25 protein-coding genes and 1 tRNA gene are annotated in these 24,096 nt (G+C 68.5%); 12 read left to right on the forward strand and 14 right to left on the reverse strand.

Translation table 11 applies throughout. From position 1 onward, the window contains the following. Positions 1 to 67 precede the first annotated feature (67 nt). From groL to C5B99_RS11285, 4 genes are all read right to left on the reverse strand, one after another. The gene (gene groL / locus C5B99_RS11270) at positions 68 to 1,687 is read right to left on the reverse strand and encodes a chaperonin GroEL (RefSeq protein ID WP_068479821.1); all 1,620 of its coding nucleotides are present in this window, start codon (positions 1,685 to 1,687) and stop codon (positions 68 to 70) included. Between the two features lie 213 nt (positions 1,688 to 1,900). Continuing rightward, positions 1,901 to 2,116: a cold-shock protein gene (locus C5B99_RS11275; RefSeq protein ID WP_068479823.1), complete on the reverse strand. Its 216-nt coding sequence runs from the start codon at positions 2,114 to 2,116 to the stop codon at positions 1,901 to 1,903. 233 nt (positions 2,117 to 2,349) lie between these two features. Next, positions 2,350 to 2,901, reverse strand: a complete 552-nt coding sequence (locus C5B99_RS11280) for a LytR C-terminal domain-containing protein (RefSeq protein ID WP_104307082.1) — start codon at positions 2,899 to 2,901, stop codon at positions 2,350 to 2,352. Positions 2,902 to 2,905: 4 nt separating this feature from the next. Continuing rightward, positions 2,906 to 3,199 carry a DUF3263 domain-containing protein gene (locus tag C5B99_RS11285; protein WP_104241914.1) on the reverse strand — a complete coding sequence of 98 codons (294 nt, stop codon included), beginning with the start codon at positions 3,197 to 3,199 and terminating at the stop codon, positions 2,906 to 2,908. A gap of 105 nt (positions 3,200 to 3,304) precedes the next feature. Between C5B99_RS11285 and msrB the strand changes: the two genes are divergently transcribed. The 5 genes from msrB (at position 3,305) to C5B99_RS11310 (ending at position 7,225) form a co-directional block, all read left to right on the forward strand. Continuing rightward, the gene (msrB, locus tag C5B99_RS11290) at positions 3,305 to 3,721 is read left to right on the forward strand and encodes a peptide-methionine (R)-S-oxide reductase MsrB (RefSeq protein ID WP_104241916.1); all 417 of its coding nucleotides are present in this window, start codon (positions 3,305 to 3,307) and stop codon (positions 3,719 to 3,721) included. Positions 3,722 to 3,801: 80 nt separating this feature from the next. Beyond that, positions 3,802 to 3,877: transfer RNA gene (locus tag C5B99_RS11295), tRNA-Thr, on the forward strand. 73 nt (positions 3,878 to 3,950) lie between these two features. Continuing rightward, the gene (locus tag C5B99_RS11300) at positions 3,951 to 5,003 is read left to right on the forward strand and encodes a permease (protein WP_104241918.1); all 1,053 of its coding nucleotides are present in this window, start codon (positions 3,951 to 3,953) and stop codon (positions 5,001 to 5,003) included. Next, on the forward strand, positions 4,996 to 5,829 hold the full coding sequence (locus C5B99_RS11305) for a TIGR03943 family putative permease subunit (RefSeq protein ID WP_104241920.1): 834 nt from the start codon (positions 4,996 to 4,998) through the stop codon (positions 5,827 to 5,829). Before C5B99_RS11300 ends, C5B99_RS11305 begins: the two co-directional genes overlap by 8 nt. Then, entirely contained in the window at positions 5,819 to 7,225 is a 1,407-nt protein-coding gene (locus C5B99_RS11310) for a hypothetical protein (protein ID WP_104241922.1), read from the forward strand. Before C5B99_RS11305 ends, C5B99_RS11310 begins: the two co-directional genes overlap by 11 nt. A gap of 79 nt (positions 7,226 to 7,304) precedes the next feature. On the opposite strand, the gene rlmB is transcribed toward C5B99_RS11310, so the two are convergent. The 3 genes from rlmB to C5B99_RS11325 all read right to left on the reverse strand — a co-directional run bounded on the left by rlmB (position 7,305) and on the right by C5B99_RS11325 (position 10,323). After that, positions 7,305 to 8,300 (reverse strand): 23S rRNA (guanosine(2251)-2'-O)-methyltransferase RlmB, encoded by a 996-nt coding sequence (gene rlmB / locus C5B99_RS11315; RefSeq protein ID WP_104241924.1) that lies wholly within the window; start codon positions 8,298 to 8,300, stop codon positions 7,305 to 7,307. Next, entirely contained in the window at positions 8,297 to 9,721 is a 1,425-nt protein-coding gene (gene cysS / locus C5B99_RS11320) for a cysteine--tRNA ligase (protein ID WP_104241926.1), read from the reverse strand. Before cysS ends, rlmB begins: the two co-directional genes overlap by 4 nt. A gap of 119 nt (positions 9,722 to 9,840) precedes the next feature. Beyond that, entirely contained in the window at positions 9,841 to 10,323 is a 483-nt protein-coding gene (locus tag C5B99_RS11325) for a CarD family transcriptional regulator (RefSeq protein WP_104241928.1), read from the reverse strand. A gap of 177 nt (positions 10,324 to 10,500) precedes the next feature. On the opposite strand from C5B99_RS11325, the gene C5B99_RS11330 reads away from it, so the two are divergent. Further along, entirely contained in the window at positions 10,501 to 11,100 is a 600-nt protein-coding gene (locus C5B99_RS11330; protein WP_104241930.1) for a DNA modification methylase, read from the forward strand. A gap of 80 nt (positions 11,101 to 11,180) precedes the next feature. Here the strand turns inward: C5B99_RS11330 and C5B99_RS11335 are convergent, their stop codons facing one another. Both C5B99_RS11335 and C5B99_RS11340 read right to left on the reverse strand, forming a co-directional pair. After that, positions 11,181 to 11,864 carry a response regulator transcription factor gene (locus tag C5B99_RS11335; RefSeq protein WP_068479999.1) on the reverse strand — a complete coding sequence of 228 codons (684 nt, stop codon included), beginning with the start codon at positions 11,862 to 11,864 and terminating at the stop codon, positions 11,181 to 11,183. Between the two features lie 97 nt (positions 11,865 to 11,961). Beyond that, positions 11,962 to 13,134, reverse strand: a complete 1,173-nt coding sequence (locus C5B99_RS11340) for a cell wall metabolism sensor histidine kinase WalK (RefSeq protein ID WP_104241932.1) — start codon at positions 13,132 to 13,134, stop codon at positions 11,962 to 11,964. Between the two features lie 173 nt (positions 13,135 to 13,307). Here C5B99_RS11340 and phoU point away from each other — a divergent pair, with 173 nt between their 5' ends. After that, on the forward strand, positions 13,308 to 14,009 hold the full coding sequence (gene phoU, locus C5B99_RS11345) for a phosphate signaling complex protein PhoU (RefSeq protein ID WP_104241934.1): 702 nt from the start codon (positions 13,308 to 13,310) through the stop codon (positions 14,007 to 14,009). Positions 14,010 to 14,146: 137 nt separating this feature from the next. Here phoU and C5B99_RS11350 read toward each other — a convergent pair whose 3' ends face one another. Beyond that, a complete protein-coding gene (locus tag C5B99_RS11350) occupies positions 14,147 to 14,896 on the reverse strand; it encodes a phosphoglyceromutase (RefSeq protein ID WP_104241936.1) in 750 nt (249 codons plus the stop codon). 72 nt (positions 14,897 to 14,968) lie between these two features. On the opposite strand from C5B99_RS11350, the gene C5B99_RS11355 reads away from it, so the two are divergent. Next, positions 14,969 to 15,781 (forward strand): class I SAM-dependent methyltransferase, encoded by an 813-nt coding sequence (locus tag C5B99_RS11355; RefSeq protein ID WP_104241937.1) that lies wholly within the window; start codon positions 14,969 to 14,971, stop codon positions 15,779 to 15,781. Positions 15,782 to 15,809: 28 nt separating this feature from the next. Here C5B99_RS11355 and C5B99_RS11360 read toward each other — a convergent pair whose 3' ends face one another. From C5B99_RS11360 to C5B99_RS19640, 4 genes are all read right to left on the reverse strand, one after another. Beyond that, the gene (locus C5B99_RS11360) at positions 15,810 to 16,880 is read right to left on the reverse strand and encodes an FUSC family protein (protein WP_104241939.1); all 1,071 of its coding nucleotides are present in this window, start codon (positions 16,878 to 16,880) and stop codon (positions 15,810 to 15,812) included. Between the two features lie 2 nt (positions 16,881 to 16,882). After that, positions 16,883 to 18,088: a folate-binding protein YgfZ gene (locus C5B99_RS11365; protein ID WP_104241941.1), complete on the reverse strand. Its 1,206-nt coding sequence runs from the start codon at positions 18,086 to 18,088 to the stop codon at positions 16,883 to 16,885. After that, entirely contained in the window at positions 18,081 to 18,692 is a 612-nt protein-coding gene (locus tag C5B99_RS11370) for an FABP family protein (protein WP_104242161.1), read from the reverse strand. The genes C5B99_RS11365 and C5B99_RS11370 overlap by 8 nt, the downstream gene beginning before the upstream one ends. 213 nt (positions 18,693 to 18,905) lie before the next feature. Further along, positions 18,906 to 19,196 carry a hypothetical protein gene (locus C5B99_RS19640; protein ID WP_228496617.1) on the reverse strand — a complete coding sequence of 97 codons (291 nt, stop codon included), beginning with the start codon at positions 19,194 to 19,196 and terminating at the stop codon, positions 18,906 to 18,908. An 81-nt stretch (positions 19,197 to 19,277) separates the two neighbouring features. Here C5B99_RS19640 and C5B99_RS19645 point away from each other — a divergent pair, with 81 nt between their 5' ends. The 4 genes from C5B99_RS19645 (at position 19,278) to C5B99_RS11390 (ending at position 24,096) form a co-directional block, all read left to right on the forward strand. After that, positions 19,278 to 19,997: a winged helix family transcriptional regulator gene (locus tag C5B99_RS19645; RefSeq protein ID WP_228496618.1), complete on the forward strand. Its 720-nt coding sequence runs from the start codon at positions 19,278 to 19,280 to the stop codon at positions 19,995 to 19,997. Positions 19,998 to 20,005: 8 nt separating this feature from the next. Beyond that, on the forward strand, positions 20,006 to 20,875 hold the full coding sequence (mshD, locus tag C5B99_RS11380) for a mycothiol synthase (protein WP_104241945.1): 870 nt from the start codon (positions 20,006 to 20,008) through the stop codon (positions 20,873 to 20,875). Positions 20,876 to 21,002: 127 nt separating this feature from the next. Continuing rightward, positions 21,003 to 23,132 carry an RNA degradosome polyphosphate kinase gene (locus C5B99_RS11385; protein ID WP_228496619.1) on the forward strand — a complete coding sequence of 710 codons (2,130 nt, stop codon included), beginning with the start codon at positions 21,003 to 21,005 and terminating at the stop codon, positions 23,130 to 23,132. Positions 23,133 to 23,136: 4 nt separating this feature from the next. After that, on the forward strand, positions 23,137 to 24,096 hold the full coding sequence (locus C5B99_RS11390) for an NUDIX hydrolase (RefSeq protein ID WP_104241947.1): 960 nt from the start codon (positions 23,137 to 23,139) through the stop codon (positions 24,094 to 24,096).

The raw sequence follows: 24,096 nt of genomic DNA on the forward strand, positions 1-24,096 counted from the left end.
CGAGGCGGGAACGACGAAGCGGGCGGCTCCGTGAGGAGCCGCCCGCCTGTTGTCGTGCGCGTGGTGCTTAGAAGTCCATCCCAGCGCCCGGGTCCATCGCCGGTGCGCCAGCCTTTTCGGGCTTGTCAGCGACGACGACCTCGGTCGTGAGGAAGAGACCAGCGATCGAAGCTGCGTTGAGCAGCGCGGAGCGCGTGACCTTCACCGGGTCGAGCACTCCAGCCTCGATGAGGTTGACGTACTCGCCAGTTGCGGCGTTGAGGCCCCAGCCGTCTTCGAGTCCGGCGACCTTCTCGGCCACGACGCCAGGCTCGAGGCCAGCGTTCGTCGCGATCTGCTTGAGCGGTGCGAGGATGCCGACCTTGACGATGTTGACGCCGGTCGCTTCGTCGCCCTTGAGCTCGAGCTTGTCGAGAACGCGTGCGCCAGCCTGGATGAGGGCGACGCCACCACCGGCGACGATGCCCTCTTCGACGGCAGCCTTCGCGTTGCGGACTGCGTCCTCGATGCGGTGCTTGCGCTCCTTGAGCTCGACCTCGGTCGCTGCTCCGGCCTTGATGACGGCGACGCCACCGGCGAGCTTCGCGAGGCGCTCCTGGAGCTTCTCGCGGTCGTAGTCGCTGTCGCTGTTCTCGATCTCGGCGCGGATCTGGGCGACGCGGCCGGCGATCTGCTCGGGCGAGCCAGCGCCCTCGACGATCGTCGTCTCGTCCTTCGTCACGACGACCTTGCGGGCCGTGCCGAGGAGGTCGAGCGTCGTGTTCTCGAGCTTGAGGCCGACTTCCTCGCTGATGACCTGTCCACCCGTGAGGATGGCGATGTCCTGCAGCTGGGCCTTGCGGCGGTCGCCGAAGCCGGGAGCCTTGACGGCAACCGACTTGAAGATGCCGCGGACCTTGTTGACGATGAGCGTCGCGAGAGCTTCGCCCTCGACGTCCTCGGCGATGATGAGGAGCTGCTTGCCAGCCTGGATGACCTTGTCGACAACAGGAAGGAGGTCCTTGATGTTGGAGATCTTGCCGTTGACGATCAGGATGTAGGCGTCTTCGAAGACGGCTTCCTGGCGCTCGGGGTCGGTGACGAAGTACTGCGAGAGGTAGCCCTTGTCGAAGCGCATGCCCTCGGTCAGCTCGAGCGTGGTGCCGAACGTGTTCGACTCCTCGACGGTGACGACGCCTTCCTTGCCGACCTTGTCGATCGCCTCGGCGATGATCTCGCCGATCTGCGCGTCAGCAGCCGAGATCGATGCGGTGGCAGCGATCTGCTCCTTGGTCTCGACCTCCTTGGCGGATGCGAGCAGCTCGGCGACGACGGCCTCGACGGCCTTCTCGATGCCGCGCTTGAGCGAGATCGGGTCTGCGCCTGCTGCGACGTTGCGGAGGCCCTCGCGGACGAGCGCCTGAGCGAGGACGGTAGCCGTCGTCGTGCCGTCACCGGCGACGTCGTCGGTCTTCTTCGCGACCTCCTTGACGAGCTCGGCACCGATCTTCTCGAACGGGTCGTCCAGCTCGATCTCCTTGGCGATGGACACGCCGTCGTTCGTGATCGTGGGCGCGCCCCACTTCTTCTCGAGCACGACATTGCGGCCGCGTGGGCCGAGCGTGACCTTCACCGCGTCGGCGAGCGTGTTCAGTCCACGCTCAAGCCCGCGACGGGCCTCTTCGTCAAAAGCAATGATCTTCGACATATGTGTACTGCGTCCTTTCCGGACGTGGTTCGTGAGGTTCGTGGTTGGCACTCGAACGAGGCGAGTGCAAGTCCATATTGGCACTCGGCCCTGTCGAGTGCAAGCCGCCCCGACGCCTTCTCGCTGCGGGCGAACGAGGACGGGAGATCCCGCGCCCTGCACCGAAAACGGCGCCGACCCCCACAGAGGGTCGACGCCGCTTGTCGTCGGGGATCAGAGTGCGCGGACGGACTCCGCCTGGGGGCCCTTGTCGCCGGCCCCGATCTCGAATTCGACCTTCTGTCCCTCTTCGAGAACGCGGTAGCCCTGCATCTCGATGGCCTTGTAGTGCACGAACACATCCTGTGCAGCAGCGCCGTCGAGCGCATCCACAGTGATGAAGCCGTAGCCCTTGTCAGCGTTGAACCACTTCACGGTTCCGTTCGCCATGTTTGTCTCCATTGCTCAGTAGTACTCGCCAGCGCCAGCCGGCGGAGCCCTGCATGCGTGCGAGGGGGACGAACGATGGTGCCCAGGACTCGAGCAAGATACTAGGTCGCGACCTGTTGAGCGTGGAAGCCGAAAACCGCGATCACGTCACCTGGCGACGTTTTGTCTCCAGATGTTCACATTCGTGGAACACAAGGCGCGCATTCCCCGGTGAACCCCCGGGGCTTTCGCCCCTATCCGGCGAGGTCGAGGCCGACGATGACGACGATCGTCCCAGCGGCAGCGACGTTCGGATCCAGCACCGCGGTGCCCCCGCCGAGCGACTGCACGAGCGCCAGGGCAGCAGCCTCCTGAGCGGGGTCGTTGTAGGAGACGGTGGTCGTCGCGTAGTCGGAGGTCGGTGCATCCGCCGTCTCCGTCACATTCCAGCCGGCGTCAGCGAGCTCGGTGGTCGTTCCGCCGGCGACGCCAGCCAGCTCGGTGCCGTTGAGCACGCGGACGGCGACGTTCGGGTCGAGCTGCGGCACGACCTCGGCAGGCGCCTCCTCGACAGGGGCGGCCTCGGCCGGCGTCTCGCTGGTCTCGGGCTCGGCGGACGGGCTGAACGAGACGGCGCCGTTGATGATCTGCATGGCAACCGCCGCGACGGCGACGATGACGACGACGGCCAGCAGGCCCCAGAGCCACGAGGCGAGCTTGGCGAGACGGGTTCGGGGCGCGCGATGCGCGCCGCGCCTGTCGAGGCCGGGTGGGATGTCGTCGAAGCGATCCTTGGGGTAGTCCACGTTTTTACCGAATCCGTCCTGAGGTGGGAGAGGCGCTGGACATGCGCTGCTCGCGCCGCAGCTGGCGCTCATCCGCCCGCCGCTCGCGCGCACGCCGTAGGCGGCCGACGAGCATCGGCTGGTGAGCGAGCGCAGCTGGTGTCTCGATGAGCGTAGCGAGATTTCGGTAGTACTGCGTCGTCGACCAGCCGAAGCGATCCCTGATCGCCGCCGTCTTCGCTGCGTTCTGCCGCGGATTCAGGTCTTCGAAATCCAGCAGGGCGCGCTCGAGGTCGCTGAGCTCCACGTCCCGTTCCATGCAGGAAGTGTACGAGCACGGCTCACGGACTGGACTCACGCAACGCGCGTATGCTCGTTCCTCCCTGACCGCTCCCAGCGGTCTCGTCGATCTCCAGGAGGCACGGTGTCCTACGCCGTCAACAAGCCCGATTCCGAGTGGCGCGCTGAGCTCACGCCGCAGGAGTACCACGTGCTGCGCGAGGCAGGCACTGAGCGGGCCTACACGGGAGAGCTCCTCGAAGAGGGGCGCGCCGGACTGTACACCTGCCGCGCATGCGGCTCCGAGCTCTTCAAGGCCGGAACGAAGTTCGACTCCGGATGCGGGTGGCCGAGCTTCTACGAGTCGGTCCGCCCCGACGCAGTCCAGCTGCTCGAGGACCGCTCGCTCGGCATGGTGCGCACCGAGGTGCGCTGCGCGAACTGCGGGTCCCACCTCGGGCACGTGTTCCCCGACGGCTTCGGCACCCCGACGGGCGACCGCTACTGCATGAACTCGCTCTCGCTCTCCTTTACCCCGGACGACGAGACGCCCTCCGAGTAAGGAGCGCAGCACCCGAGTGGCCATGCGGTGCGCGCCTCGCGCACCGCATGGCTATGATGGTGCCGCTGCGATTGCAGCAGGCCGACTTAGCTCAGCTGGTAGAGCACCGCTCTTGTAAAGCGGATGTCGCGAGTTCGAACCTCGCAGTCGGCTCCAGAATCCTCACCGCCCCGCGCGAGTCCCTCGTTGCCTCCGTGTTCCGAAAGCGGCCCGAACTATACTCGGCTGGATGCACGAGCACACGACTGCGCAGCGCGCACCGCGCCCTCAGCGCACGACCGCAAGTCGCGGTGTGCTCGGACTGACCATCGGCGCGGGCCTGATCCTCACGCTCATTGCGATCAGGACGTTCACGGCTTCGCTCGACGACGCACCGGCCCTCGGCCCGATCAGCGACTTCGTGACGCTCTCCTTGAGCGTCGTCATCGAGTCCATGCCGTTCATCGTGCTCGGCATCCTGCTCTCGATCGTCGTCCAGCATTGGCTCCCGCCGGGCTTCCTGATGCGCATCCTGCCGCAGAGCCCCTGGCTCCGACGCGCCGTGATCTCCCTGTTCGGCATCGCCCTGCCCGTCTGCGAGTGCGGCAACGTGCCCCTCGCCCGCGGCCTCGTGCTCCGCGGCTTCACGCCGGCCGAGTCGATCACGTTCCTGCTCGCAGCGCCCATCCTGAACCCCATCACGATCGTCACGACGTACCAGGCGTTCGGCTGGGACCACGGGATCCTGGCCGCCCGCATCATCGGCGGCTTCGTCATCGCCAACGTCATCGGCTTCCTGTTCAGCCGCCACCCGAGACCACAGGAGCTGCTCACGCCGAGCTTCGCCGCAACCTGCGAGCTGGAGGCGAAGCACGGACACGGGGGCCGCTCCGGCGTCCGCGACCGCTTGCGGGCGAGCGCGTCGATGTTCGGCGCCGAGACCTCCACGATGCTCCCCGCGCTCTTCATCGGGTCGGCCATCGCGGGGGCCATCCAGGTCGGCGTCTCACGCGATCTCCTCACGACGCTCGGCGAGCATCCCGTGCTCTCGGTGCTCGTGCTCATGACGCTCGGCTTCGTCATCTCGATCTGCGCGAACGTCGACGCGTTCTTCGCCCTGTCCTTCGTCGGCACGTTCATGCCCGGCGGGATCGTGGCCTTCCTCGTGATGGGGCCGATGATCGACGTCAAGATGCTCGCGCTCATGCGCACGACCTACACGAGCGCGGTCCTCGCGCGCATCACCCTCATCGTCGCGCTGTCGGCCTTCACCCTCGGACTCGGAGTGAACCTCATTGCTTGAACGACTGCTCTCCAGATGGCGCGGGGTCGCGCTCACGCTCTTCACCGTCGTCGCCACGGTGTGGCTCTCCATGACGGGCGGGCTCTCGCTCTACATCCACCCCCGCTACTTCGTGTTCACCTCGATCATGGCTGTCATCGGCGGCGTCCTCGCGATCGCGGCCATCGCCGTCACTCCGGGTCGCGACGACCACGACCACGGACATGACCACGACCACTCGCATGAGTCGGATGCGCTCGGCACATCGACCACACGGCGGAGCAACCGCCGCCCCCGGCTCGGCGCACGTCAGCGCATCGCCGTGATCGCCTCGATGACCGTCACGCTCGTCGTCGTCGCGACGGCGTTCGTGGCGCTCATCATCGCGCCGCCGGTGACGCTCAGCTCCGCGGCGGTGGAGAACCGCTCCCTCAACGCCAACGCGCAGACCGTGGACTCCCCGATCTCGGAGGGCGAGACGCTCCGGGGCCGCGACACCAGCTCCTTCACCGTCAAGGACTGGGCCGCGATGCTCCGCCAGGGCGACGGGGAGCAGCAGGTGCTCGGCGAACGCGCGAAGCTCGTCGGGTTCGTGACCGAGGACCCGGACTCGCCGGATGCCTTCATCCTGGCGCGCTTCGTCGTGAACTGCTGCGCGATCGACGCCGCCCCGGTCGGCGTCGCCGTGCACCAGCCCGGTTGGCAGGGCAGCTACCCCGTCGATTCCTGGGTCGAGGTCGACGGCGCGTTCGTCACGAACCCGAGCGCCTCCAGCGCCGAGCGCGTCGCACTCATGCCGACGACCATCACCGCGATCGACCAGCCGAACGATCCCTATGTCTACTGATCTCGCCTCGGGCGGACGCCGCTTCCGCAGGACGTTCATCCTGGCGGTCATCGTGCTCGCACTGCTCGCCGCGGGGCTCGCCGTCGGCAACATCCTGCAGGGCCCGCGAGTCGCGTCGACGGCGGTCAACGCCATCGGCACGGTCGAGCAGCAGGGCACGCGCCTCGTGCTGACACCGAACCAGCGCCTCCGCGAGATCGACCCCGCGCAGGTCGTCCTCGAGCCAGCCGCCGACTACAGCCTCACGGAGGAGAACGGCACGATCACGGTGACGTTCGAGCAACTGCTCGCCTACGACACGAGCTACACCCTCACAGTGACGGACGCCGTGAGCTCCTCGACGGGCGTCTCATCGACCCTCGAGACCGAGTTCACGACTCCGCCCCTCGAGGTGTCGACACTCGTCCGCGGGGCTATCTCGACCGGCGGGACGCTCGAGGACCGGGTCATCGAGACGAACGTCTCCGGCGGGGGTGAGCCAAGCATCCTGTTCACCGCCCCGCGCATCCAGGAGTATGCCCTCACGGACGCGTTCGTCGCCGTCATCGAACAGGACTCCGCCGGCCTCGGCACGGTCGGCGTCGCGCCCCGCGCTGAGCCCGGACCGGCTGTCCCGCTGAACGTGGACGCGACCGGGAGCTTCTCGAGCCTCGCCGCCGATGCGGCGAGCGGCCTCATCGGCTTCGTCGTCGACGGCGTGCACGCCGACGGGCAGACCGAGCTGGTGCGCTCGCTGTTCGCCTTCGACACGAGCGACACGTCGTTCCGCCCCAAGCAGGTGGCAGGCCCCGACGGCACACCGCTCATGGTCTCGACGTGGGCGTTCGCGCCCCGCACAGGGGCGCTCATCGCGCAGACCCTCGACGAGCAGCTGTACCTCGTGAACGTGCTCGCCGGCACCCCAGCCGAGCCGATCGGCCAGGCGCAGCACTTCCATGGCTTCGTTCCCGGCACGGCCACCGCCGTGACCTCCGGTGTCGGCGGCTACACCCTCTTCGATCTGAGCTCGGGGACCGCGGAGCAGCTCACCCCGGCTCCGATGACGCTCAGCGAGACGCAGTACCTCACGCAGACGAGCGTGCTCGACCCGGAGGGAACCCAGATCTCCGCGGTCGCGGATGCGGCGGCCGGGCTGGCCGACGTCACGGTGGAGTTCGCCGACGCCGACGGCCAGCGCACGCTCTTCGACCCGGGCGACAGCGGCGAGTGGCTGCGCGACATCTGCGTCTCCCCCAACGGCCAGTACCTCGCCGTCGAGACGGGCCTCGGCGCGCAGGGGCCGGACGGCTACGCCGTCCTTCCCGGCATGAAGCAGTCGACGACCACCGTCATCGACATCGCCACGGGCGCGGAGCTCCGCCGCCTCACCGGCTTCCTGACCTCGTGGTGCCGCTGACCCGTCTCCACGACCTGGGACCAGATACGACGATGGGCCCCACCCGCAGGTGAGGCCCATCTGATCGCAGTTGCTGCGCCTACTTGGCGGCGCGCTTGGCGGCCCGCAGCTTCGAGACCTCGTACATCGTGATGCTCGTCGCGATGCCCGCGTTGAGGGATTCCGTCGCCCCGTCGATCGGGATGGAGACGATCGCGTCGCAGTGCTCGGTGACGAGCCTCGAGAGGCCCTTGCCCTCGCTGCCGACGACGACGAGGAGCGGAGAGGTCGCGAGCTCGAGCGACGGCAGCGAGACGTCGCCGTCGCCGTCGAGGCCGATGACGAAGACGCCGGCCTTCTTGTACGCCTTGATGGTGGCCGTCAGGTTCGAGGCCATGGAGACGGGCAGACGCGCTGCGGCGCCGGCAGACGTCTTCCACGCGGAAGCCGTCATGCCGACCGAGCGTCGCTGCGGCACGATGATGCCATCGCCGCCGAACGCCGCCACGGAACGCACGATGGCGCCGAGGTTGCGAGGGTCCGTGATGCCGTCGAGCGCGACGAACAGCGGGTTCCGGCGACGCTGGATGGCGCGGTCGAGCTCCTCCATCGGGTCGGCGTACGTGTACGCCGGCACCTTGATGATGACGCCCTGGTGGACTGCGTCGCGGCCCGCCATGCGGTCGAGCTCGGGACGCATGACCTCGAGGATCGGAATCTTGCGCTCGGTGGCGATCTTGAAGATCTCCTTGACGCGCTCATCCATCTCACCGCGCGCGGCGACATAGAGCGTCGTGGCGGGGATGCCGGCGCGCAGCGCTTCGACCACCGAGTTGCGGCCTGTCACGAGCTCCGTGCTGTCGTCGGTCCGCGCGCGGCGCGGGGCGCCGCCCTCACGCTGCGCCGGACGCGGCTTGGAACCACCGCGAGCGGCTTCCAGGCGTTCCTTCGCGGCCTTGCGCTTGCCGGCCACGTGCCAGGAACGGTCCTCGGCGCGCGGCGTGTTGCCCCGACCTTCGAGGGACTTGCGGCCGTTGCCGCCGGTGCCCTTCGTGGGGCCCTTCTTGCTGCGGTTGCCGCGCGAATTCGTGCTCATGCCTTCTCCAACGTCCAGAAGCTGCCGTTCGGCGAGTCTTCAATCTGCACGCCGGCTGCTGCCAGCGTGTCTCGAATCTGATCTGCGCGGGCGAAGTCCTTCGCACCGCGGGCCTGCTTGCGCTCCACGAGCAGCGAGTCGACGAGCGCCGCGAGGGCCGTGTCGCCGGCCGCATCCGCTCCCCCGCTCCACTGCTCAGCGCGTGGGTTGATGCCGAGGATGTCGAGCATCGAGGTGACCTCGCGTGCTGCTCGGGCCGCCGCATCCGCCGCGCCCGTGTCGAACGCCTGGTTGCCGGCGGTCACCGTCTCGTGCAGCGACGCTATGGCCTGCGGGACCGCGAAGTCGTCGTTCATCGCGGCGACGAACGCAGCGGGGAGGCCGTCGAATCGCACCGTGCCCGCCGGCTCGACTGGAACCGGGAGGCCGGCCCGCTCCGCGCGCTCGAGGAACGACTCGATGCGCGCGAACGACGCGGCTGCCTCCTCGAGCGAGGTGTCGCCGATCTCGATGGTCGAGCGGTAGTGCGCCGACCCGAGGAAGTAGCGGACCACGACGGGGCGAGCGGAGGACAGGAGGTCGAGCGCCGAGACCGTGTTGCCGATCGACTTCGACATCTTCTGCCCTGCCACCGAGACGAGGCCGTTGTGCACCCACGTGCGAGCGAACTCGAGGCCCGCGGCGCGCGACTGCGCCAGCTCGTTCTCATGGTGGGGGAAGCGGAGGTCACGCCCACCGCCGTGGATGTCGAACGTCGGCCCGAGGTACTTGGTCGACATCGCCGAGCACTCGATGTGCCAGCCCGGCCGGCCTGAGCCCCAGGGCGACGCCCAGGCGGCCGACTCCGGCTCGCCGGGCTTGCGCCCCTTCCAGAGCGCGAAGTCGGCGGCGCTGCGCTTGCCGCGGCTCGGCGCCTCGCCCTCTGCCATGTCCTCGGGGCGCTGGTGCGTGAGCTCTCCGTAGCTCGGCCAGCTGCCGGTGTCGAACCACACGTCGCCGCTCTCGTCGGCGGCCGGATACGCGTGGCCGCGCTCGATGAGCAGCGAGATGAGCTCCTGCATCTCCGGGATGGACCCCGTCGCGCGAGGCTCGTACGTGGGTGGGCGGATGCCGAGCGCCGCGTAGGCGGCGTTGAACTCGCGTTCCACGCGGTACGCGAGTGCCCACCACGGTTCGCCAGCGGTGGCTCCGGCAAGAGTCTTGTCGTCGATGTCGGTGACGTTGCGCACGAGCGTCACCCGGAGGCCGCTCGCCTCGAACCATGACCGGAACTGGTCGTAGACGAGCGCCGAACGGAGGTGACCAGCGTGGGGCGCTGACTGCACCGTCGGCCCGCAGACGTACATCGAGACCTCGCCTGGCACCATCGGCGTGAAGTCGCCGAGTGCTTGCGTCTGCGTGTCGTAGATGCGCTGATTCACTGCACCAGCATACGCGTCAGGGCCGCGCGGACGAATGGACGTCCGCGCGGCCCTGACGGCAAAGCGCATGGTGTGCGTTGAACGACCCTCACGAGCCGCAGAACCACCCGGAGTGCTGACTAGGAAGCGAGGACCTTGTCGAGGACGTCGCCGGCCTTCTCCTCGTCAGTCTTCTCGGCGAGCGCGAGCTCCGAGACGAGGATCTGCCTGGCCTTCGCGAGCATTCGTTTCTCACCCGCAGAGAGGCCCCGATCCTGATCGCGTCGCCAGAGGTCGCGCACGACCTCCGACACCTTGATGACATCGCCGGAGGCGAGCTTCTCAAGATTCGACTTGTACCTGCGGGACCAGTTCGTCGGCTCCTCGGTGATGGGGGCGCGCAGCACCTCGAACACACGGTCGAGACCGTCCTGTCCGATGACGTCGCGTACTCCTACCAGGTCGACGTTGTCAGCAGGAACCTCGATGACGAGGTCTCCCTGTGCAACGTTCAACTTGAGGAACATCTTCTCTTCGCCCTTGATGACTCGGATCTTCACCTCTGAAATGGTGGCCGCGCCGTGATGGGGATAGACGACTGTCTCCCCGACCTCAAACTGCATAAATACAAGCCCCTTTCGGCACCTAAGAGTACCATGTCAAAACGGCTCATTCGAGGACTGGGGTGGTAGAGTCCGCCGCCGCTTCGTCCAGGAGGGGCACCTGGATCAGATAGGCTTCCTGCATCCTGTGAATTCGTGCGGCGACAGCCGCACGGTCCGAACCTGGAGGCTCCAGACGTGAAGATCCGCGCCGTCGCGTCCGTCACCCTTGCCGCCGCAGTCGCGGTTGGGCTTGCCGGCTGCAACTACATCTCCCCCCAGCGAACCACGACGCAGTACTCGGCGAGCGACGGCACGAACGCCAACGTCGGCGACCTCGAGGTCCGCAACGCCATCCTCATCACCGACACGCTGGTCGGCACCGACGTGACCGACCGGGCGAACCTCATCTTCTCGGTCGTCAACCACACGGGCAGCGCCGGCTCGCTCGACATCACGTACACGGGACTCATCAACGGCGTCGAGCAGGAGGTCGTCGTGACCGTTCCCGTCGACGCATCCGCAGGCGTCACGCAGGTGGGCTTTGGCGAGGGCGCGACCGTGCTCCTCGAAGGCATGGACTTCACCCCGGGCTCCACCCACGACGTCGACTTCACGGCGACCCTCGACGGCGTCCAGACCATGCAGGCAGTGACCGTCCCCGTGCTCGACGGCACGCTGCCGGAGTACTCGACGCTCGTTCCCGGCCCCGCCCAGACCGAGCCGCCCGCGGCACCGCCGAGCATCGCCCCCACGCCGGCACCCACCGAGGTACCGGAAGAAGGCGGCACGGCCTAGCCGACGCACGCAGAATGCCGAGAAGGGCGCATCCACGTGAGTGGATGCGCCCTTCTCGTGTTGCGCCGTTTGGAAGTCGCTCAGCCCTCGTAGCGGTAGCCGAGCCCGCGCACCGTCACGAGGCGCACGGGGGTCGACGGCTTCTCCTCGATGCGGCTGCGGATGCGCTTGATGTGCACGTCGAGCGTCTTGGTGTCGCCGTAGTAGTCCGGCCCCCAGACGCGGTCGATGAGCTGCCCACGCGTGAGCACGCGCCCCGAGTTCCGCATCAGGTACTCGAGCAGCTCGTACTCCTTCAACGGCATGGGGGTCACCTTGCCCGAGACCTGCAGAGTGTGCCGGTCGAGGTCCATGCGAACCTCGCCGACCTCGATGATGCTGTCATCCTCGCCCTCGTCCTCCTGCTCGTTGCGGCGGAGCACGGCGCGCACGCGGGCCAGCAGCTCGCGCGTGGAGTACGGCTTCGTGACGTAGTCGTCGGCACCCAGCTCGAGACCGACGACGATGTCGACCTCGCTGTCCTTGGCCGTGAGCATGATGATGGGCACCTTCGACGTGAGGCGGATCTGCTTGCACACCTCGGTCCCGGGGACGCCAGGGAGCATGAGGTCGAGGAGCACCAGGTCGGCACCATCACGGTCGAACAGGTCGAGGGCGTCGAGGCCCGTCTCGGCGACAGCGACCTCGTACCCCTCCCGTCCGAGGAGGAAGGAGAGCGGCTCATGCAGTGCGGATTCGTCTTCGACGAGGAGGATGCGGGTCACGGAGGCCATTGTGCATATCTTTCGTGAACATTGAGTGACGTGCCAAGGGCCGCGCCCGTTCGACGGCGTGCCGTCGGTCGGGGCCGCCCGACGCGTCTCAGGCTGAGCGGCGCTCGGTGAAGCGCTGCAGGTCGATCTCCGCGACGACGGAATCGGCGGAGGGGAGGCGAACCGTGAACGTCGATCCCTTCCCGGGCTGCGACCAGACGCGCACGTCGCCGCCGTGGTTCTCGGCCACGTGCCGCACGATGCTCAGGCCGAGGCCCGTGCCGCCGGTGCGTCGGGAACGGGCCTGGTCGACGCGGAAGAAGCGCTCGAAGATGCGCCCCTGATCCTCCGGGGCTATGCCGATGCCCTGGTCTGAGATGGCGACCTCGACGGTGTCGTCGACGAGTCGCGTGCCGATCCCCACCCGCGAGTTCGGCGACGAGTACTGGACCGCGTTGGACACGAGGTTCGTGAAGCACATGAGGAGGTGAGCCCGCTCGCCGTAGACGAACGCATCCACGTCGTCGCCGAGCACGATGTCGACGCCGGCCACCTCGGCGGGCACGCGCGACTGGTCGACGGCGAGCGAGAGGATCTCGTGGATCGAGAGGAGCTCCGGGTCTGCGAGGGAGTCGCTCGACTGCAGCCTGGACAGCTCGATGAGCTCGTTGGTGATCGAGGCGAGGCGCAGGCTCTCCTTGCTGAGCCGCCCCGTGAAGTACTTGACCTGCTCCACGTCACCCGCAGACTCTGCGATGGCCTCTGCGAGCAGCGTGACCGCGCCGATGGGGGTCTTGAGCTCGTGACTCACATTGGCCACGAAGTCCCGGCGCACGCTCTCGACGCGAAGCGCCTCCGTGCGATCCTCCGCGAGCACCAGGAAGAACCGCGTCGAGAGGGGCGCCGCACGCACCCTCACGTGGATCTCCGAGCGCCCGAAGGGGCCACGGGCGATCTCGAGGTCCTTGGTGACCGCCTCGCCCTGACGCCTCGCCTCATCCACGACGGCCCCGACACGCTCGTCGAGGCGCCCGCCGGCACGGACGAGCCCCTTCGACGTAGCCCCCGGGGAGGACTGGTAGACGTTCCTGGACGGGTCGGTGACGATCACGATCGAGTCGAGGGCGCCGAGCAGATGCTCGATGCCCTCGGGGAGGCGGGGGGAGAATGCAGCTCTTGCCTTTGCCTGACGTACCGAGGCGACGTGGAGCAGCCAGACAAAACCTGCACCCAAGAGGAAGCCGAGTACGATCGCAAGGACCACTGCGACGGACGAGTCCATGTGCCCAGCATATGGGCCAGCGGACTCGACACCCGTCGTACACGAGTCGGTTACCTTGGCTCCGTAGAATCGCCCGTGAGAGCAGAGTCACTCCCAGAGGGACTGGGCGACCGGTCTGCCCAGAAACGCGGGCAGCGGCACATCGCCCGTTGCCACGAAACAAGAGGATAAACATGCGCGAAGTTTTCCAGCAGGAACTCGCTGAGGTCAGCAACGGCCTCGTGGAGATCGCCCGCCACGTCGAGTCCGCCATGCAGCGCGCCGCCGTTGCGTTCACCACCTCCGATGTCGCCCTCGCCGAGCAGGTCATCTCCGACGATGCCCGCATCGACGAGCTCGCCATCGCCCTCGATGAGCACACCATCGAGATCATCGCCCGCCAGTCACCCGTCGCGCGCGACCTGCGCCTCGTCGTGAGCGCGCTGCGCATCAGCTCCTCGCTCGAGCGCATGGGCGACCTCGCGGCGCACATCGCGGCGCTCGCTCGCTACCGCTTCCCCGGCGGCGTCGGCCCGAACACGCTTCGTCCGGTGTTCGCCGAGATGAGCCGCCTCGACGTGGCCGTCGCCCGTCAGCTCGTCGCCCTGCTCGACGCGGGCAACGACGAGGAGACGAACCGCATCGCCGACGAGATCAAGGCGAGCGACACGCAGATCGACGACCTGCACCGCAGCACGTTCGACGCGCTCCTGTCCGACGACATCCAGGCGCAGAGCGTCGAGGTCGTCGACGCGACGCTCGCGAGCCGCTACTTCGAGCGCTTCGCCGACCACGCGGTCTCGATCGCCCAGAAGGTGCAGTACCTGACCAGCGGCGAGTGGATGCAGGAGAAGGAGCCCTCCACTCCGGTCGCCCCGGTCACCCCCGGCGCCTAGGCGTCTCGGGTCCTCAGGTCCGGGCGTGACAGCCCGAGGGTGAAAAACGGCCCGGCTCTGAGCAGCAGCAGAACGGCGGATGCTCCAGGAGATTCTCCTGGAGCATCCGCCGTTCTGCTGTGCAGCGAGGCCCGGTGCTACTTGCCCTGCGACGCGACCGCGGCAGCTCCTGCCGCTGCTGCCTCCGGGTCGAGGTACTCGCCCTTGCCGAGGACTTCGTGCGTCTCGGGGTCGAAACGGTAGACGAGGGGCATGCCGGTCGGGATGTTGACGGCGGCGATGTCGTCGTCGCTGATGCCCTCGAGGTGCTTCACGAGCGCACGCAGGCTGTTGCCGTGGGCGGCCACCATGACGGTGCCGCGCTTGACGAGCGTCGGCAGCACCTCCTCTTCCCAGTACGGGAGGAAGCGAACGAGGACGTCCTTCAGGCACTCCGTGCGGGGCAGCTCATCGCCGAGGTCCGCGTAGCGCTCGTCGTGCGCCTGCGAGAACTCGCTGCTGTCGTCGAGGGCGGGCGGCGGTGTGTCGTAGGAGCGGCGCCACTCCATGAACTGCTCCTCGCCGTACTGGTCGCGGACCTGGGCCTTGTCCTTGCCCTGCAGGTCGCCGTAGTGGCGCTCGTTGAGGCGCCACGTGCGCTCGACGTCGATCCAGCCGCGGCCTGCTTCCTTCAGCGCGAGGTTCGCGGTGTCGATCGCGCGCGTGAGCAGCGACGTGTAGAGCACGTTGGGCTTGAGGCCGGACTCGCGGATGAGGCGGCCCGCGCGGGCACCCTCTTCGCGGCCCTGCTCGGTGAGCTCAACATCCACCCAGCCGGTAAAGAGGTTCTTCTCGTTCCATTCGCTCTGTCCGTGACGGACCAGGATGAGGGTCAGCGCTTCAGTCATGGTCCAAGCGTACCGAGTGGGGGTGACCCGCGTGCGACGGCGAGGAGACCGAAGCTGAAATAGTCTCGTCGCATGCCATTGGGTCGACTCACACGCGGAACGACGGGAACGAACCGCCTGCGGAGAGTCGACCGCTGGATCGCGGAGCACCCCGCGCTGCAGTCCGCCCCGCGCCCGCTTGTCGTCGACCTGGGCTACGGGGCGAGCGGCGCGACGGCATTCGAGCTGGCGGATCGCCTCCGACGGGCCTCGCCCGAGGTGCGAGTGCACGGCCTCGAGATCGACCCGGGGCGCGTGGCGCTCGCCAGAGCGCAGCTCGCCGATCGGCCAGAGTTCGCGGGCCGAATGAGCTTCGCCGTCGGTGGCTTCGAGGTGCCGACCCCCGGCGGCGAGCAGCCGAGTGTCATCCGAGCCATGAACGTGCTGCGGCAGTACGACGAGTCGGAAGTCGCCGAGGCCTGGGCCCGGATGACCGGTCGACTCGCGCCAGGCGGTCTGCTCGTCGAGGGAACGTGCAACGAGGTCGGCCGCGTATCGTCCTGGATCGGCGTCGACGCGGCCGGGCCTCGGACGTTCACGGTCTCGCTGCACACCGCCAGCCTTGAGTCTCCGCTCGTGGTTGCCGAACGACTGCCGAAGGCCCTCATCCACCGCAACGTGCCTGGCGAAGGCGTGCACGAGTACCTGAAGGCACTCGACGACGCCTGGCAGCGGGAGGCCCCACGACAGACGTTCGGCGCGAGGCAGCGCTTCATCGCCGTGTGCGAGCGGATGCGCGCGGCCGGCTGGCCGCTCGCCGACTCGCGGAAGCGCTGGCGCCTCGGCGAGATCACGGTCTCGTGGGACGCCGTTGCCCCCGCCTCCGGCGCGCTCGCACCCTCGTAGTCCGCGCGTCGGGGCCACGGCGCGGCGGCTAGTGGACCTCGGGGAGGGCCGTGCGAGCGGCCTCCGCCTCCATGCCGCTCGCGATGAGCAGGTCGACGACGAGGGGCCTGCACTGCATGAGCAGCACCGAGTCGCCGAGCTGCGCTCCATGCAGGTGCTCCGGCTCCAGCCTGGCCGCCGCGATGAGCAGCGTCTGGCGCGACTGGTGGAGCATCGCGTCGTCGTCGAGACCGAGCTGCAGCTCGAGCATCCCCGACTGGATGTCGCCGAGGAGGTCGGCGAGCTCCTCGCGGTGGCGACCATCCCACGACAGCGACCAGGCACGCCGCGCGACCACCCGGAGATTGCGCGTGGCGAGGTCGATGCTCGTGCGCAGTTCCGCCATCCGCTCGACCCTCCCGCGATGGTGGCGCATGAACGGCGAGATCCGGGCGATGGATGCGGCGCTCTCGAGCTCGGTCGACCAGGCGTCGAGCGTGGCCTGCGTCATGCGCAGCTCCTCGAGCGCGGCGAGGCCTGCGTCGCTGTCTCCCCTGCGCAGGGCCTGCGAGATATCGCCGAGCGCCTGGGCGAGCGCGCCGATGAGCCCCTTGGCCTCGTTCTTCGCGAGCGCCGACGCGTTGCGCGGGATGAGCGCGGTCGCCGCGATGGCCACCGCTCCCCCGATGACCGCGTCGAGGAGGCGCGAGTACTCGCCGACGCCCTGGACGGGGATGAGCTGCACCAGCGACGCCTGCACGGCGGCGCCGATCGCGAACCCGGGGCTCGGGTGCACGAGCCGCGCGAGCAGGAGCACGACCGCGAGGACGACGGTCACCTGCCACACGCCGCGCCCGAAGAGCAGGAGCGAGAGGTTGGAGAGCAGCACCCCGAAGGTGATGCCGAGCGCCGTGTCGAAGACCCGACGCGGGCGCGCGTCGCGCTGCAGGCCGAGGCTCGTGATCGCGACCGTCACGGCGAGGAACGGGATGGGATGCCCAAGCCCCCAGTGCGCGATCGCGTAGGCGGCGAAGGCCGCCGCCGTGATCTGCAGCACCGCCGGAAGCGAGGCCCGCAGACGGGCGAACGCGGCCCCGACGCCAGCCGCCGGAGCCGACATGTCTACTGCCCGCGACGCTCGAGGCGCGGCAGGCGCGGCACGTCTGCCGCGCGGCCAGCCGTCGGCGACACGATCGTCGTCGCGCTCGCCGAGACCTGCTGCCCGTCGGCGAGCTCCACGACAAGCGAGGCGTCTTCCGCGAGCGAGCGCTTCACGAGCGCCAACGCGATGGGGCCGTCCTCGTGATGGATCGCGACCGAGCTGATGCGTCCGACCGTCTGCGCCTTGGCATCGCCCTCGACCGAAAGCGTGCTGCCGGCCACGGGAAGCTCGCCGAGCGAGCCGTCCAGGTCGAGGAGGACGATCCTGCGCGGCGGACGACCGAGGAAGTGGACCTTCGCGACCGTCTCCTGCCCGCGGTAGCAGCCCTTCTCGAGGTGGACGGCGCTGCGGAGCCAGTCGAACTCGTGCGGGATCGCCCTCGAGTCGACCTCAGCCCCGAGGCGGGGACGGAGCGCCGCGATGCGGAGCGCCTCGAACGCGTGCATGCCTGCGACGGGCAGCTCGCCCGCCAGTGCGCGGTCGACGAGCCCCTGCAGGCTCGCGCGCTCGAGGACATGCAGCTTCACCGGGAAGTCGGCTCCGGGGTGCGCGTCGACCGCGCCGTCGGCGGGGATGACCGGGAACTGCGAGTAGCTCCAGCCGTGTGCGGGAGGAGTGGCCCACGGGTCGTTCCAGACGAGGGGCGTGCCGTTGGGGGCCGCCGCACCGAGGTCGAGCTGGCCGAGCGTCGCGACGACCGCGAACTGGTCCGTGACCTCGGCGACCTGCACGTCGAGGAGGAACCGCATCCGGTTCAGCCAGGCCGCGAACACGGGAGCCGACTCGCGCTCGGTGATGAGCCAGGTCGCCGTACCGTCGTCGAGCACGGCAGCACCGTGCTCGATGTGCCCCTGGATGTCGAGGAGCAGCGTCTCAGCACTCTGCCCGGGCTCGAGGGTCGTGAGCCGCTGCGAGGTGAGCGAGTCGAGCCAGGTGAGCCGGTCGGCGCCCGTGAGGCGGATGACACCGAGGTGCGAGGCATCCACGATGGAGCGGCCCGCTGCGAGCTCACGCTGGTCGGCCGTCACCTGCCCGTAGTGCCAGGCGACACCCGCGTCGATGCCGACACCATCCACCGCGCCGGGGAGCGCGAGGAAGGGCGAACGGTCCGGCTGAGGCTCGTCGGCGACAGACGAGGGCTCGTTCGAGACGGGGTGCTCAGTCAAGCTTGGCCAGCTTCGCCGACGCGTGGGTCGCGAGCTCCTGGCCGAGGGCGGCGATGTCCCAGGCCCACAGCAGCTCCCCCGCCACGTAGCCGTACATGCGGGTGGACGCCGTGAACTCCTTCGCGCCGGGCGCGAGCAGGACTTCCTCGGTCTTCAAGTCGATTCGCGGCCCGCGCGCGCTGCCGCTGTAGCGCTCGAGGAGTCCGGTCGGGTGCACGATGGAGACCTCGAGCGGGAACGCCTGCTCGTCGTCGCGGAGCCCCTCGACGCCGTCCGCATCGGTGATGGTGGCGGGGGCCGTCGGGGGAAGGTAGCCGGGACCGACGTCGCCGTCGTCCCTCGTGCGCGCCAGCCGCCAGAAGCCGGTCTCGCCCGTGAGCGGCACCTGCACGGGCTCGTCGCCCGTGCCCTCCTCGAGCCACAGCTGCGCGGAGTAGTTGAGGTAGGGAAGGCCGTCGTGGCTGAAGCTCACACGCTGGCGGAAGGCCTGCTCGCGCACTTCCTCGCCCACCTTGTACTCGACGTGGCCAGTGCCCTCCCACACGCCGAGCAGCCAGGAGAGCGGCACGATCTCGGGAGGGAGGTCAGTTGGGATGTCGTACACCATCGGGGGTTTCCTCTCGATCCAGCAGCTGCGGCGCCCTACGGGGCTGGCTAGTTCTGACCCTTGAAGAGGTTCTTCAGCACAACCACGGAGACGAAGCTGATGGCGATGAGCGCGAGCACCAGCAAGCCGGTGAAGATGATTTCGATAACAAGCACGGTGTCCATGCCGTCCATCCTAGCCATTGCGGCCGCGCGCGAAGGGCGGCGCGGTTCAGCTGTGACTCGGTGTTCCGACGACCGCGTCGCCGCCGAGCATCGCGAAGCCGAGCGAGGCGACGCCAAGCACGACCAGGGCTCCGACCAGGCTGAGACTCATCCGCATGATGAACCCGTCGCTCTCCTGCAGGCGCAGCTGCAGGAGGCAGGTCAGGCAGATGAGCGTGAGCATGAGGATGCTCACCCAGACCAGGTGCCGCGAGGGATCCGCGAGGATCGCAACGCCGAACACTCCGACCACTGCAGCCAGCCAGACGATGCCGATGCTCACTCGTTCGCGGGTCATTGCCCCATTGTGCACGCTGGAGCTGTCCCGAGGGTGCGTAGACTAGCCAGCGAGTCCGACCAAACATCGAGGAGGCCACATTTGGCAGACGTCCTCTTGTTCAGCGCCGGCGGCGTCGAGCACGCTCTCCCTTCCCTCACACTTCTGGCGCACCGCGTCCGGGTGCTCCCACCGACCGCGTCAGCCCTCGCATCCGCTCCCCAGGCGGACGCGAACATCATCGATGGCACGAGCGACCTCCCGAGCGCGAAGCGCCTGTGCGGCGTGCTCAACACGATCGAGTCGTCCGTTCCTGTGCTGCTCGCCATCACGGAAGGCGGCCTCCCCGCCATCTCCTCCGACTGGGGCATCGGCGACGTCATCCTGCGAACGGCCGGGCCGGCCGAGGTGGATGCGCGCATCCGTCTCCTCCGCCCCCAGGCGGCGGTCGAGGAGCCGAGCGGCACGATCGCCATCGGTCCGTTGACGATCGACGAGCACAGCTACACGGCCAGGTATCGAGGGCGCACCCTCGACCTGACGTTCAAGGAGTTCGAGCTGCTGCGGTATCTCGCCTCGCACCCCGACCACGTGTTCACGCGTGAGCGGCTGCTGAGCGAGGTGTGGGGCTACGACTACTTCGGCGGCACGCGCACGGTCGACGTGCACGTGCGACGACTGCGCGCCAAGCTCGGCGATCAGGAGAGCGTCATCGGCACGGTGCGCAACGTCGGCTACCGGCTCCTGCGCAACGGCGAAGCGGCACGGGACGAGCCGGTCCCCACCGGCGGCTCATCGCTCGACGACGCCACCACCCCCTAGGAGCACCGATGCCCGATCTCTCCACTGCCGCATCGGCTGCGCCTCGAAGTGCGGAGGTCCGCGAACTCGCAGACGCCGCAACTGCGGCTGACGGTGTCGCCCCGTTCAACGAGGACACGCTCCTGTCGCTCGGCGAGCGGCGACTGACGGCCATCGACGATGCCGGCAGGCTCATCGCCGCGGCCCTCACGCGGGACCTCGACGACGGAACCGTCGAGGGAGAGCTCGTCGTGCATCCGGAGCACCGGCGGCGAGGCCTTGGCGGCGAGCTCTTCGACGCCGTCGCCGCTGAGGGCGAGGCCGCGCCGGTCCTCTGGGCCCACGGCAACCTGGCGGGCGCCTCCGCGCTCGCCTCCTCCCGTGGCCTCGACGCCGTGCGCACGCTCCTGAAGCTCGGTCGCCCCCTCACCGCGGCGGACGCCGAGGCGGCGCCATCCCCCGAGGGATACTCGATCTCACCCTTCACCCCCGCCGACGCCGACGCCTTCCTGGCCCTGAACGCCATCGTCTTCCGCAGCCACCCAGAGCAGGGCGCGCTCGACGCCCCCGGCCTCCAAGCGCGGCAGTCGACCGACTGGTTCGACGCCGACGACTTCCTCCTGCTGCGCGACGCCGACGGCACGCTGCTCGGCTACAACTGGCTCAAGCGCGAAGGCGATGAGGTCGAGATCTACGTCGTCGGCGTCGCCCCCCAGGCCGCCGGCCGCGGGCTCGGCCGAGCGCTCATGCAGGCAGGCCTCGAGCGAATGCACGCGACAGGTGCCGAGCGCACCTCCCTCTACGTCGAAGGCGACAACGACGCCGCACTCTCGCTCTACCGCTCTCTCGGCTACGAGCAGCTCTCGATCGACGTGCAGTACCGACGCACCCGTTCATGATCCGTTCGCGTGACTCTGCTGATCTTCACCGGCAGGAACCCCCGATTCCTGCAGGACAGGGACGAACTCCCGCGAGACTCGGACGACAAGACGCCGTTCCTCTCCGCACACCTGGAAGGATGACCGCATGACTATCGAACTCCGCGCCCCCGAGGCCGGTGCAGACTCGCAGGAGATGCCGCGCAGCCGCTTCGTCGACCGCGAGCTGAGCTGGCTCGCGTTCAACCAGCGTGTGCTCGAACTCGGCGAGGACCCCTCGACGCCCCTCCTTGAGCGCGCGAACTTCCTCGCCATCTTCTCGTCGAACCTCGACGAGTTCTTCATGGTGCGAGTCGCGGGCCTCAAGCGCCGCATCGCGACCGGCCTCGCCGTCCCGACCCCCGCGGGAGTTCCGCCGCAGGAGGCGCTCGACACGATCCGCTCGAAGGCCTACGAGCTGCAGAAGCGGCACGCCGCGATCTTCAACGGCAGCGTGCGCCCGGAGCTCGCCGACCAGGGTATCCACATCGTCAGCTGGGACGAGCTCTCCGACGCCGAGCGCGTCGAGCTCGGCGACCTCTTCGACGAGCAGATCTTCCCCGTGCTGATGCCGCTCGCCGTCGACCCCGTGCATCCGTTCCCCTACATCTCGGGCCTCTCCCTCAACATCTCCGTGCGGGTCTACAACCCCCGCAGCGAGAAGGAGGAGTTCGCCCGCCTCAAGGTGCCCCCCGTGCTGCCGCGCTTCTACCCGCTGCAGTCCGACCACGGCAAGGCCCGCTTCATCCTCCTCGAGGACCTCATCGCCCAGCACCTCGGGCACGTCTTCCCCGGCATGAAGATCCTCGACCACCACGCGTTCCGCCTCACCCGCAACGAGGACATGACGATCGAGGAGGACGAGACCGAGAACCTCCTGCAGGCCCTCGAGAAGGAGCTCCTGCGCCGCCGCTTCGGCCCGCCCATCCGCCTCGAGGTCTCCAACGACATGGACGACGAGACCCTCGAGCTGCTCATGACGGAGCTCGACATCACCCACAACGAGGTGTACGTCCTCCCCGGCCCCCTCGACCTCGGCGGCCTCTTCGCGCTCGGGGCGATCAACCGGCCCGACCTCAAGTACCGGACGCACGTGCCCGTCACCGCAGCCGCCTTCCGGACGTCCGAGAGCGACGAGAAGGCCGACATGTTCGGCGCCATCGCCCGCCGCGACGTGCTCGTGCAGCACCCGTACGAGGCGTTCTCGACGAGCGTGCAGGCCTTCCTCGAGGTCGCCGCGGCCGACCCGAACGTGCTCGCCATCAAGCAGACCCTGTACCGCACCTCCGGCGACAGCCCCATCGTCAACGCCCTCATCAAGGCCGCGGAATCGGGCAAGCAGGTGCTGGTCCTCGTCGAGATCAAGGCACGCTTCGACGAGCAGAACAACATCGTCTGGGCTCGCAAGCTCGAGAAGGCCGGCGTGCACGTCGTCTACGGCACCGTCGGGCTCAAGACCCACTGCAAGCTGCTGCAGGTCATCCGCAAGGAAGACAACGAGCTCAAGATGTACAACCACATCGGCACCGGCAACTACAACCCGAAGACGAGCCGCATCTACGAGGACCTCGGGCTCTTCACGTGCAACGAGAAGATCTCCCGCGACATCACGCGCCTCTTCAACCAGCTCTCTGGCTACGCCATCGAGCGCAAGTTCACGCGCCTCCTCGTCGCCCCCATGCACCTCCGCCCCGGCCTCCTCAACCTCATCGACAAGGAGCGCAAGAACGCGCTCGACGGCAAGCCGAGCCGCATCCGCATCAAGGTCAACTCCATGGTCGACGAGGAGATCATCGACGCGCTCTACCGCGCCAGCCAGGCTGGCGTTCCCGTCGACATCTGGGTGCGCGGCATCTGCGGCCTCCGCCCCGGCGTCCCCGGCCTCAGCGAGACCATCCGAGTGCGCTCCGTCGTCGGGCGCTACCTCGAGCACTCCCGCATCTTCTGCTTCGCGAACGACGGCGACGAGCGCGTGTTCATCGGCTCAGCCGACATGATGCACCGCAACCTCGACCGCCGCATCGAGGCGCTCGTGCGCATCACCGACGAGAACCACGCGGCGGACATCGGCGGCATGTTCGACCTCGCGATGGCCGACACCACCGCGACCTGGCACCTCGGCTCCGACGCCGAGTGGATCCGCCACGCCAGGGACGAGAACGGCGACCGGCTCACCGACCTGCACGACGAGATGATGCGACGCATCAGCAAGCGTCGCAGGCCGACGACGCTGGCCTAGCCGCATGACGATCGACATCCCTGCCGCCTCGCGCACCGTCTACGCGGCAGGCGCTGTGCTGTGGCACGAAGACATCGCCGACGACAAGCTCAAGGTGCTCATCATCCACCGCGGGCGGCACGGCGACTACTCCCTCCCCAAGGGCAAGGTCGACCCCGGAGAGACGCTCCCGGAGACGGCCGCCCGAGAGGTGGAAGAGGAGACCGGCTACCGGGCGACCCTCGGCGCACCCCTCGGGTACGTCGAGTACGTCATGCCGAATGGCAGGCCCAAGGAGGTGCACTACTGGACCGCCGAGGTCGACGACGCCGCGTACGAGGGGCACGTGTTCGAGCCGAACGACGAGGTCGACGGCATCGACTGGGTATCGCTCAAGAAGGCCAAGAAGCTCCTCAGCTACGACCGAGACCGCGAGGTGCTCGAGATCTTCGCCGACCGGTACCGGCGCGGGCTGCACCGCACCTTCGCGATCCTCGTGCTCCGCCACGCGACGGCCGTGCCCCCGCAGTCGTGGCCGGGCGACGACGACTCGCGCCCCATCACGGCCCGAGGATTGGAGCAGGCAGAGACGGTCGTCCCCATCCTCCGCTCGTTCGGCCCGGAAGCGGTCATCACCTCGAATGCCGTCCGCTGCCGCTCGACCGTGGCCCCCATCAGCTCACTGCTCGACCTGACCCCCCAGGTCGAGCGCAGCATCGCCCAGGGTTCGTACACGAAAGACGAGGAAGAGCTCGACGAGGTGGTGCGCAAGCTCATCTCGAGACGGCGCAGCACGGTCATCTGCAGCCACTCCCCCGTCATGCCCGCCATCATCCGCTCCATCGCCCTGCACACGGCGACGCGCCCGAGCTCCCTCGCGCGCCACGCCATGCTGTCGACCGGCGAGTGCTCCGTCATCCACGTCCCCGTCAACCACCCGCGAGCGGGCGTCGTGGCGGCGGAGACGCACGGGCCGATCACCTGA

It is taken from the genome of Pseudoclavibacter sp. Z016, from assembly GCF_002931215.1.
Lineage (GTDB): Bacteria > Actinomycetota > Actinomycetes > Actinomycetales > Microbacteriaceae > Pseudoclavibacter.

Bases quoted from the DNA above. Each gene is read 5' to 3' on its own strand.
- groL (WP_068479821.1), bottom strand. From the start codon at position 1,687: ATGTCGAAGATCATTGCTTTTGACGAAGAGGCCCGTCGCGGGCTTGAG.
- C5B99_RS11275 (WP_068479823.1), bottom strand. From the start codon at position 2,116: ATGGCGAACGGAACCGTGAAGTGGTTCAACGCTGACAAGGGCTACGGC.
- C5B99_RS11285 (WP_104241914.1), bottom strand. From the start codon at position 3,199: ATGGAACGGGACGTGGAGCTCAGCGACCTCGAGCGCGCCCTGCTGGAT.
- C5B99_RS11300 (WP_104241918.1), top strand. From the start codon at position 3,951: ATGCACGAGCACACGACTGCGCAGCGCGCACCGCGCCCTCAGCGCACG.
- C5B99_RS11310 (WP_104241922.1), top strand. From the start codon at position 5,819: ATGTCTACTGATCTCGCCTCGGGCGGACGCCGCTTCCGCAGGACGTTC.
- rlmB (WP_104241924.1), bottom strand. From the start codon at position 8,300: ATGAGCACGAATTCGCGCGGCAACCGCAGCAAGAAGGGCCCCACGAAG.
- C5B99_RS11325 (WP_104241928.1), bottom strand. From the start codon at position 10,323: ATGCAGTTTGAGGTCGGGGAGACAGTCGTCTATCCCCATCACGGCGCG.
- C5B99_RS11340 (WP_104241932.1), bottom strand. From the start codon at position 13,134: ATGGACTCGTCCGTCGCAGTGGTCCTTGCGATCGTACTCGGCTTCCTC.
- phoU (WP_104241934.1), top strand. From the start codon at position 13,308: ATGCGCGAAGTTTTCCAGCAGGAACTCGCTGAGGTCAGCAACGGCCTC.
- C5B99_RS11350 (WP_104241936.1), bottom strand. From the start codon at position 14,896: ATGACTGAAGCGCTGACCCTCATCCTGGTCCGTCACGGACAGAGCGAA.
- C5B99_RS11355 (WP_104241937.1), top strand. From the start codon at position 14,969: ATGCCATTGGGTCGACTCACACGCGGAACGACGGGAACGAACCGCCTG.
- C5B99_RS11360 (WP_104241939.1), bottom strand. From the start codon at position 16,880: ATGTCGGCTCCGGCGGCTGGCGTCGGGGCCGCGTTCGCCCGTCTGCGG.
- C5B99_RS19640 (WP_228496617.1), bottom strand. From the start codon at position 19,196: ATGACCCGCGAACGAGTGAGCATCGGCATCGTCTGGCTGGCTGCAGTG.
- mshD (WP_104241945.1), top strand. From the start codon at position 20,006: ATGCCCGATCTCTCCACTGCCGCATCGGCTGCGCCTCGAAGTGCGGAG.
- C5B99_RS11385 (WP_228496619.1), top strand. From the start codon at position 21,003: ATGACTATCGAACTCCGCGCCCCCGAGGCCGGTGCAGACTCGCAGGAG.
- C5B99_RS11390 (WP_104241947.1), top strand. From the start codon at position 23,137: ATGACGATCGACATCCCTGCCGCCTCGCGCACCGTCTACGCGGCAGGC.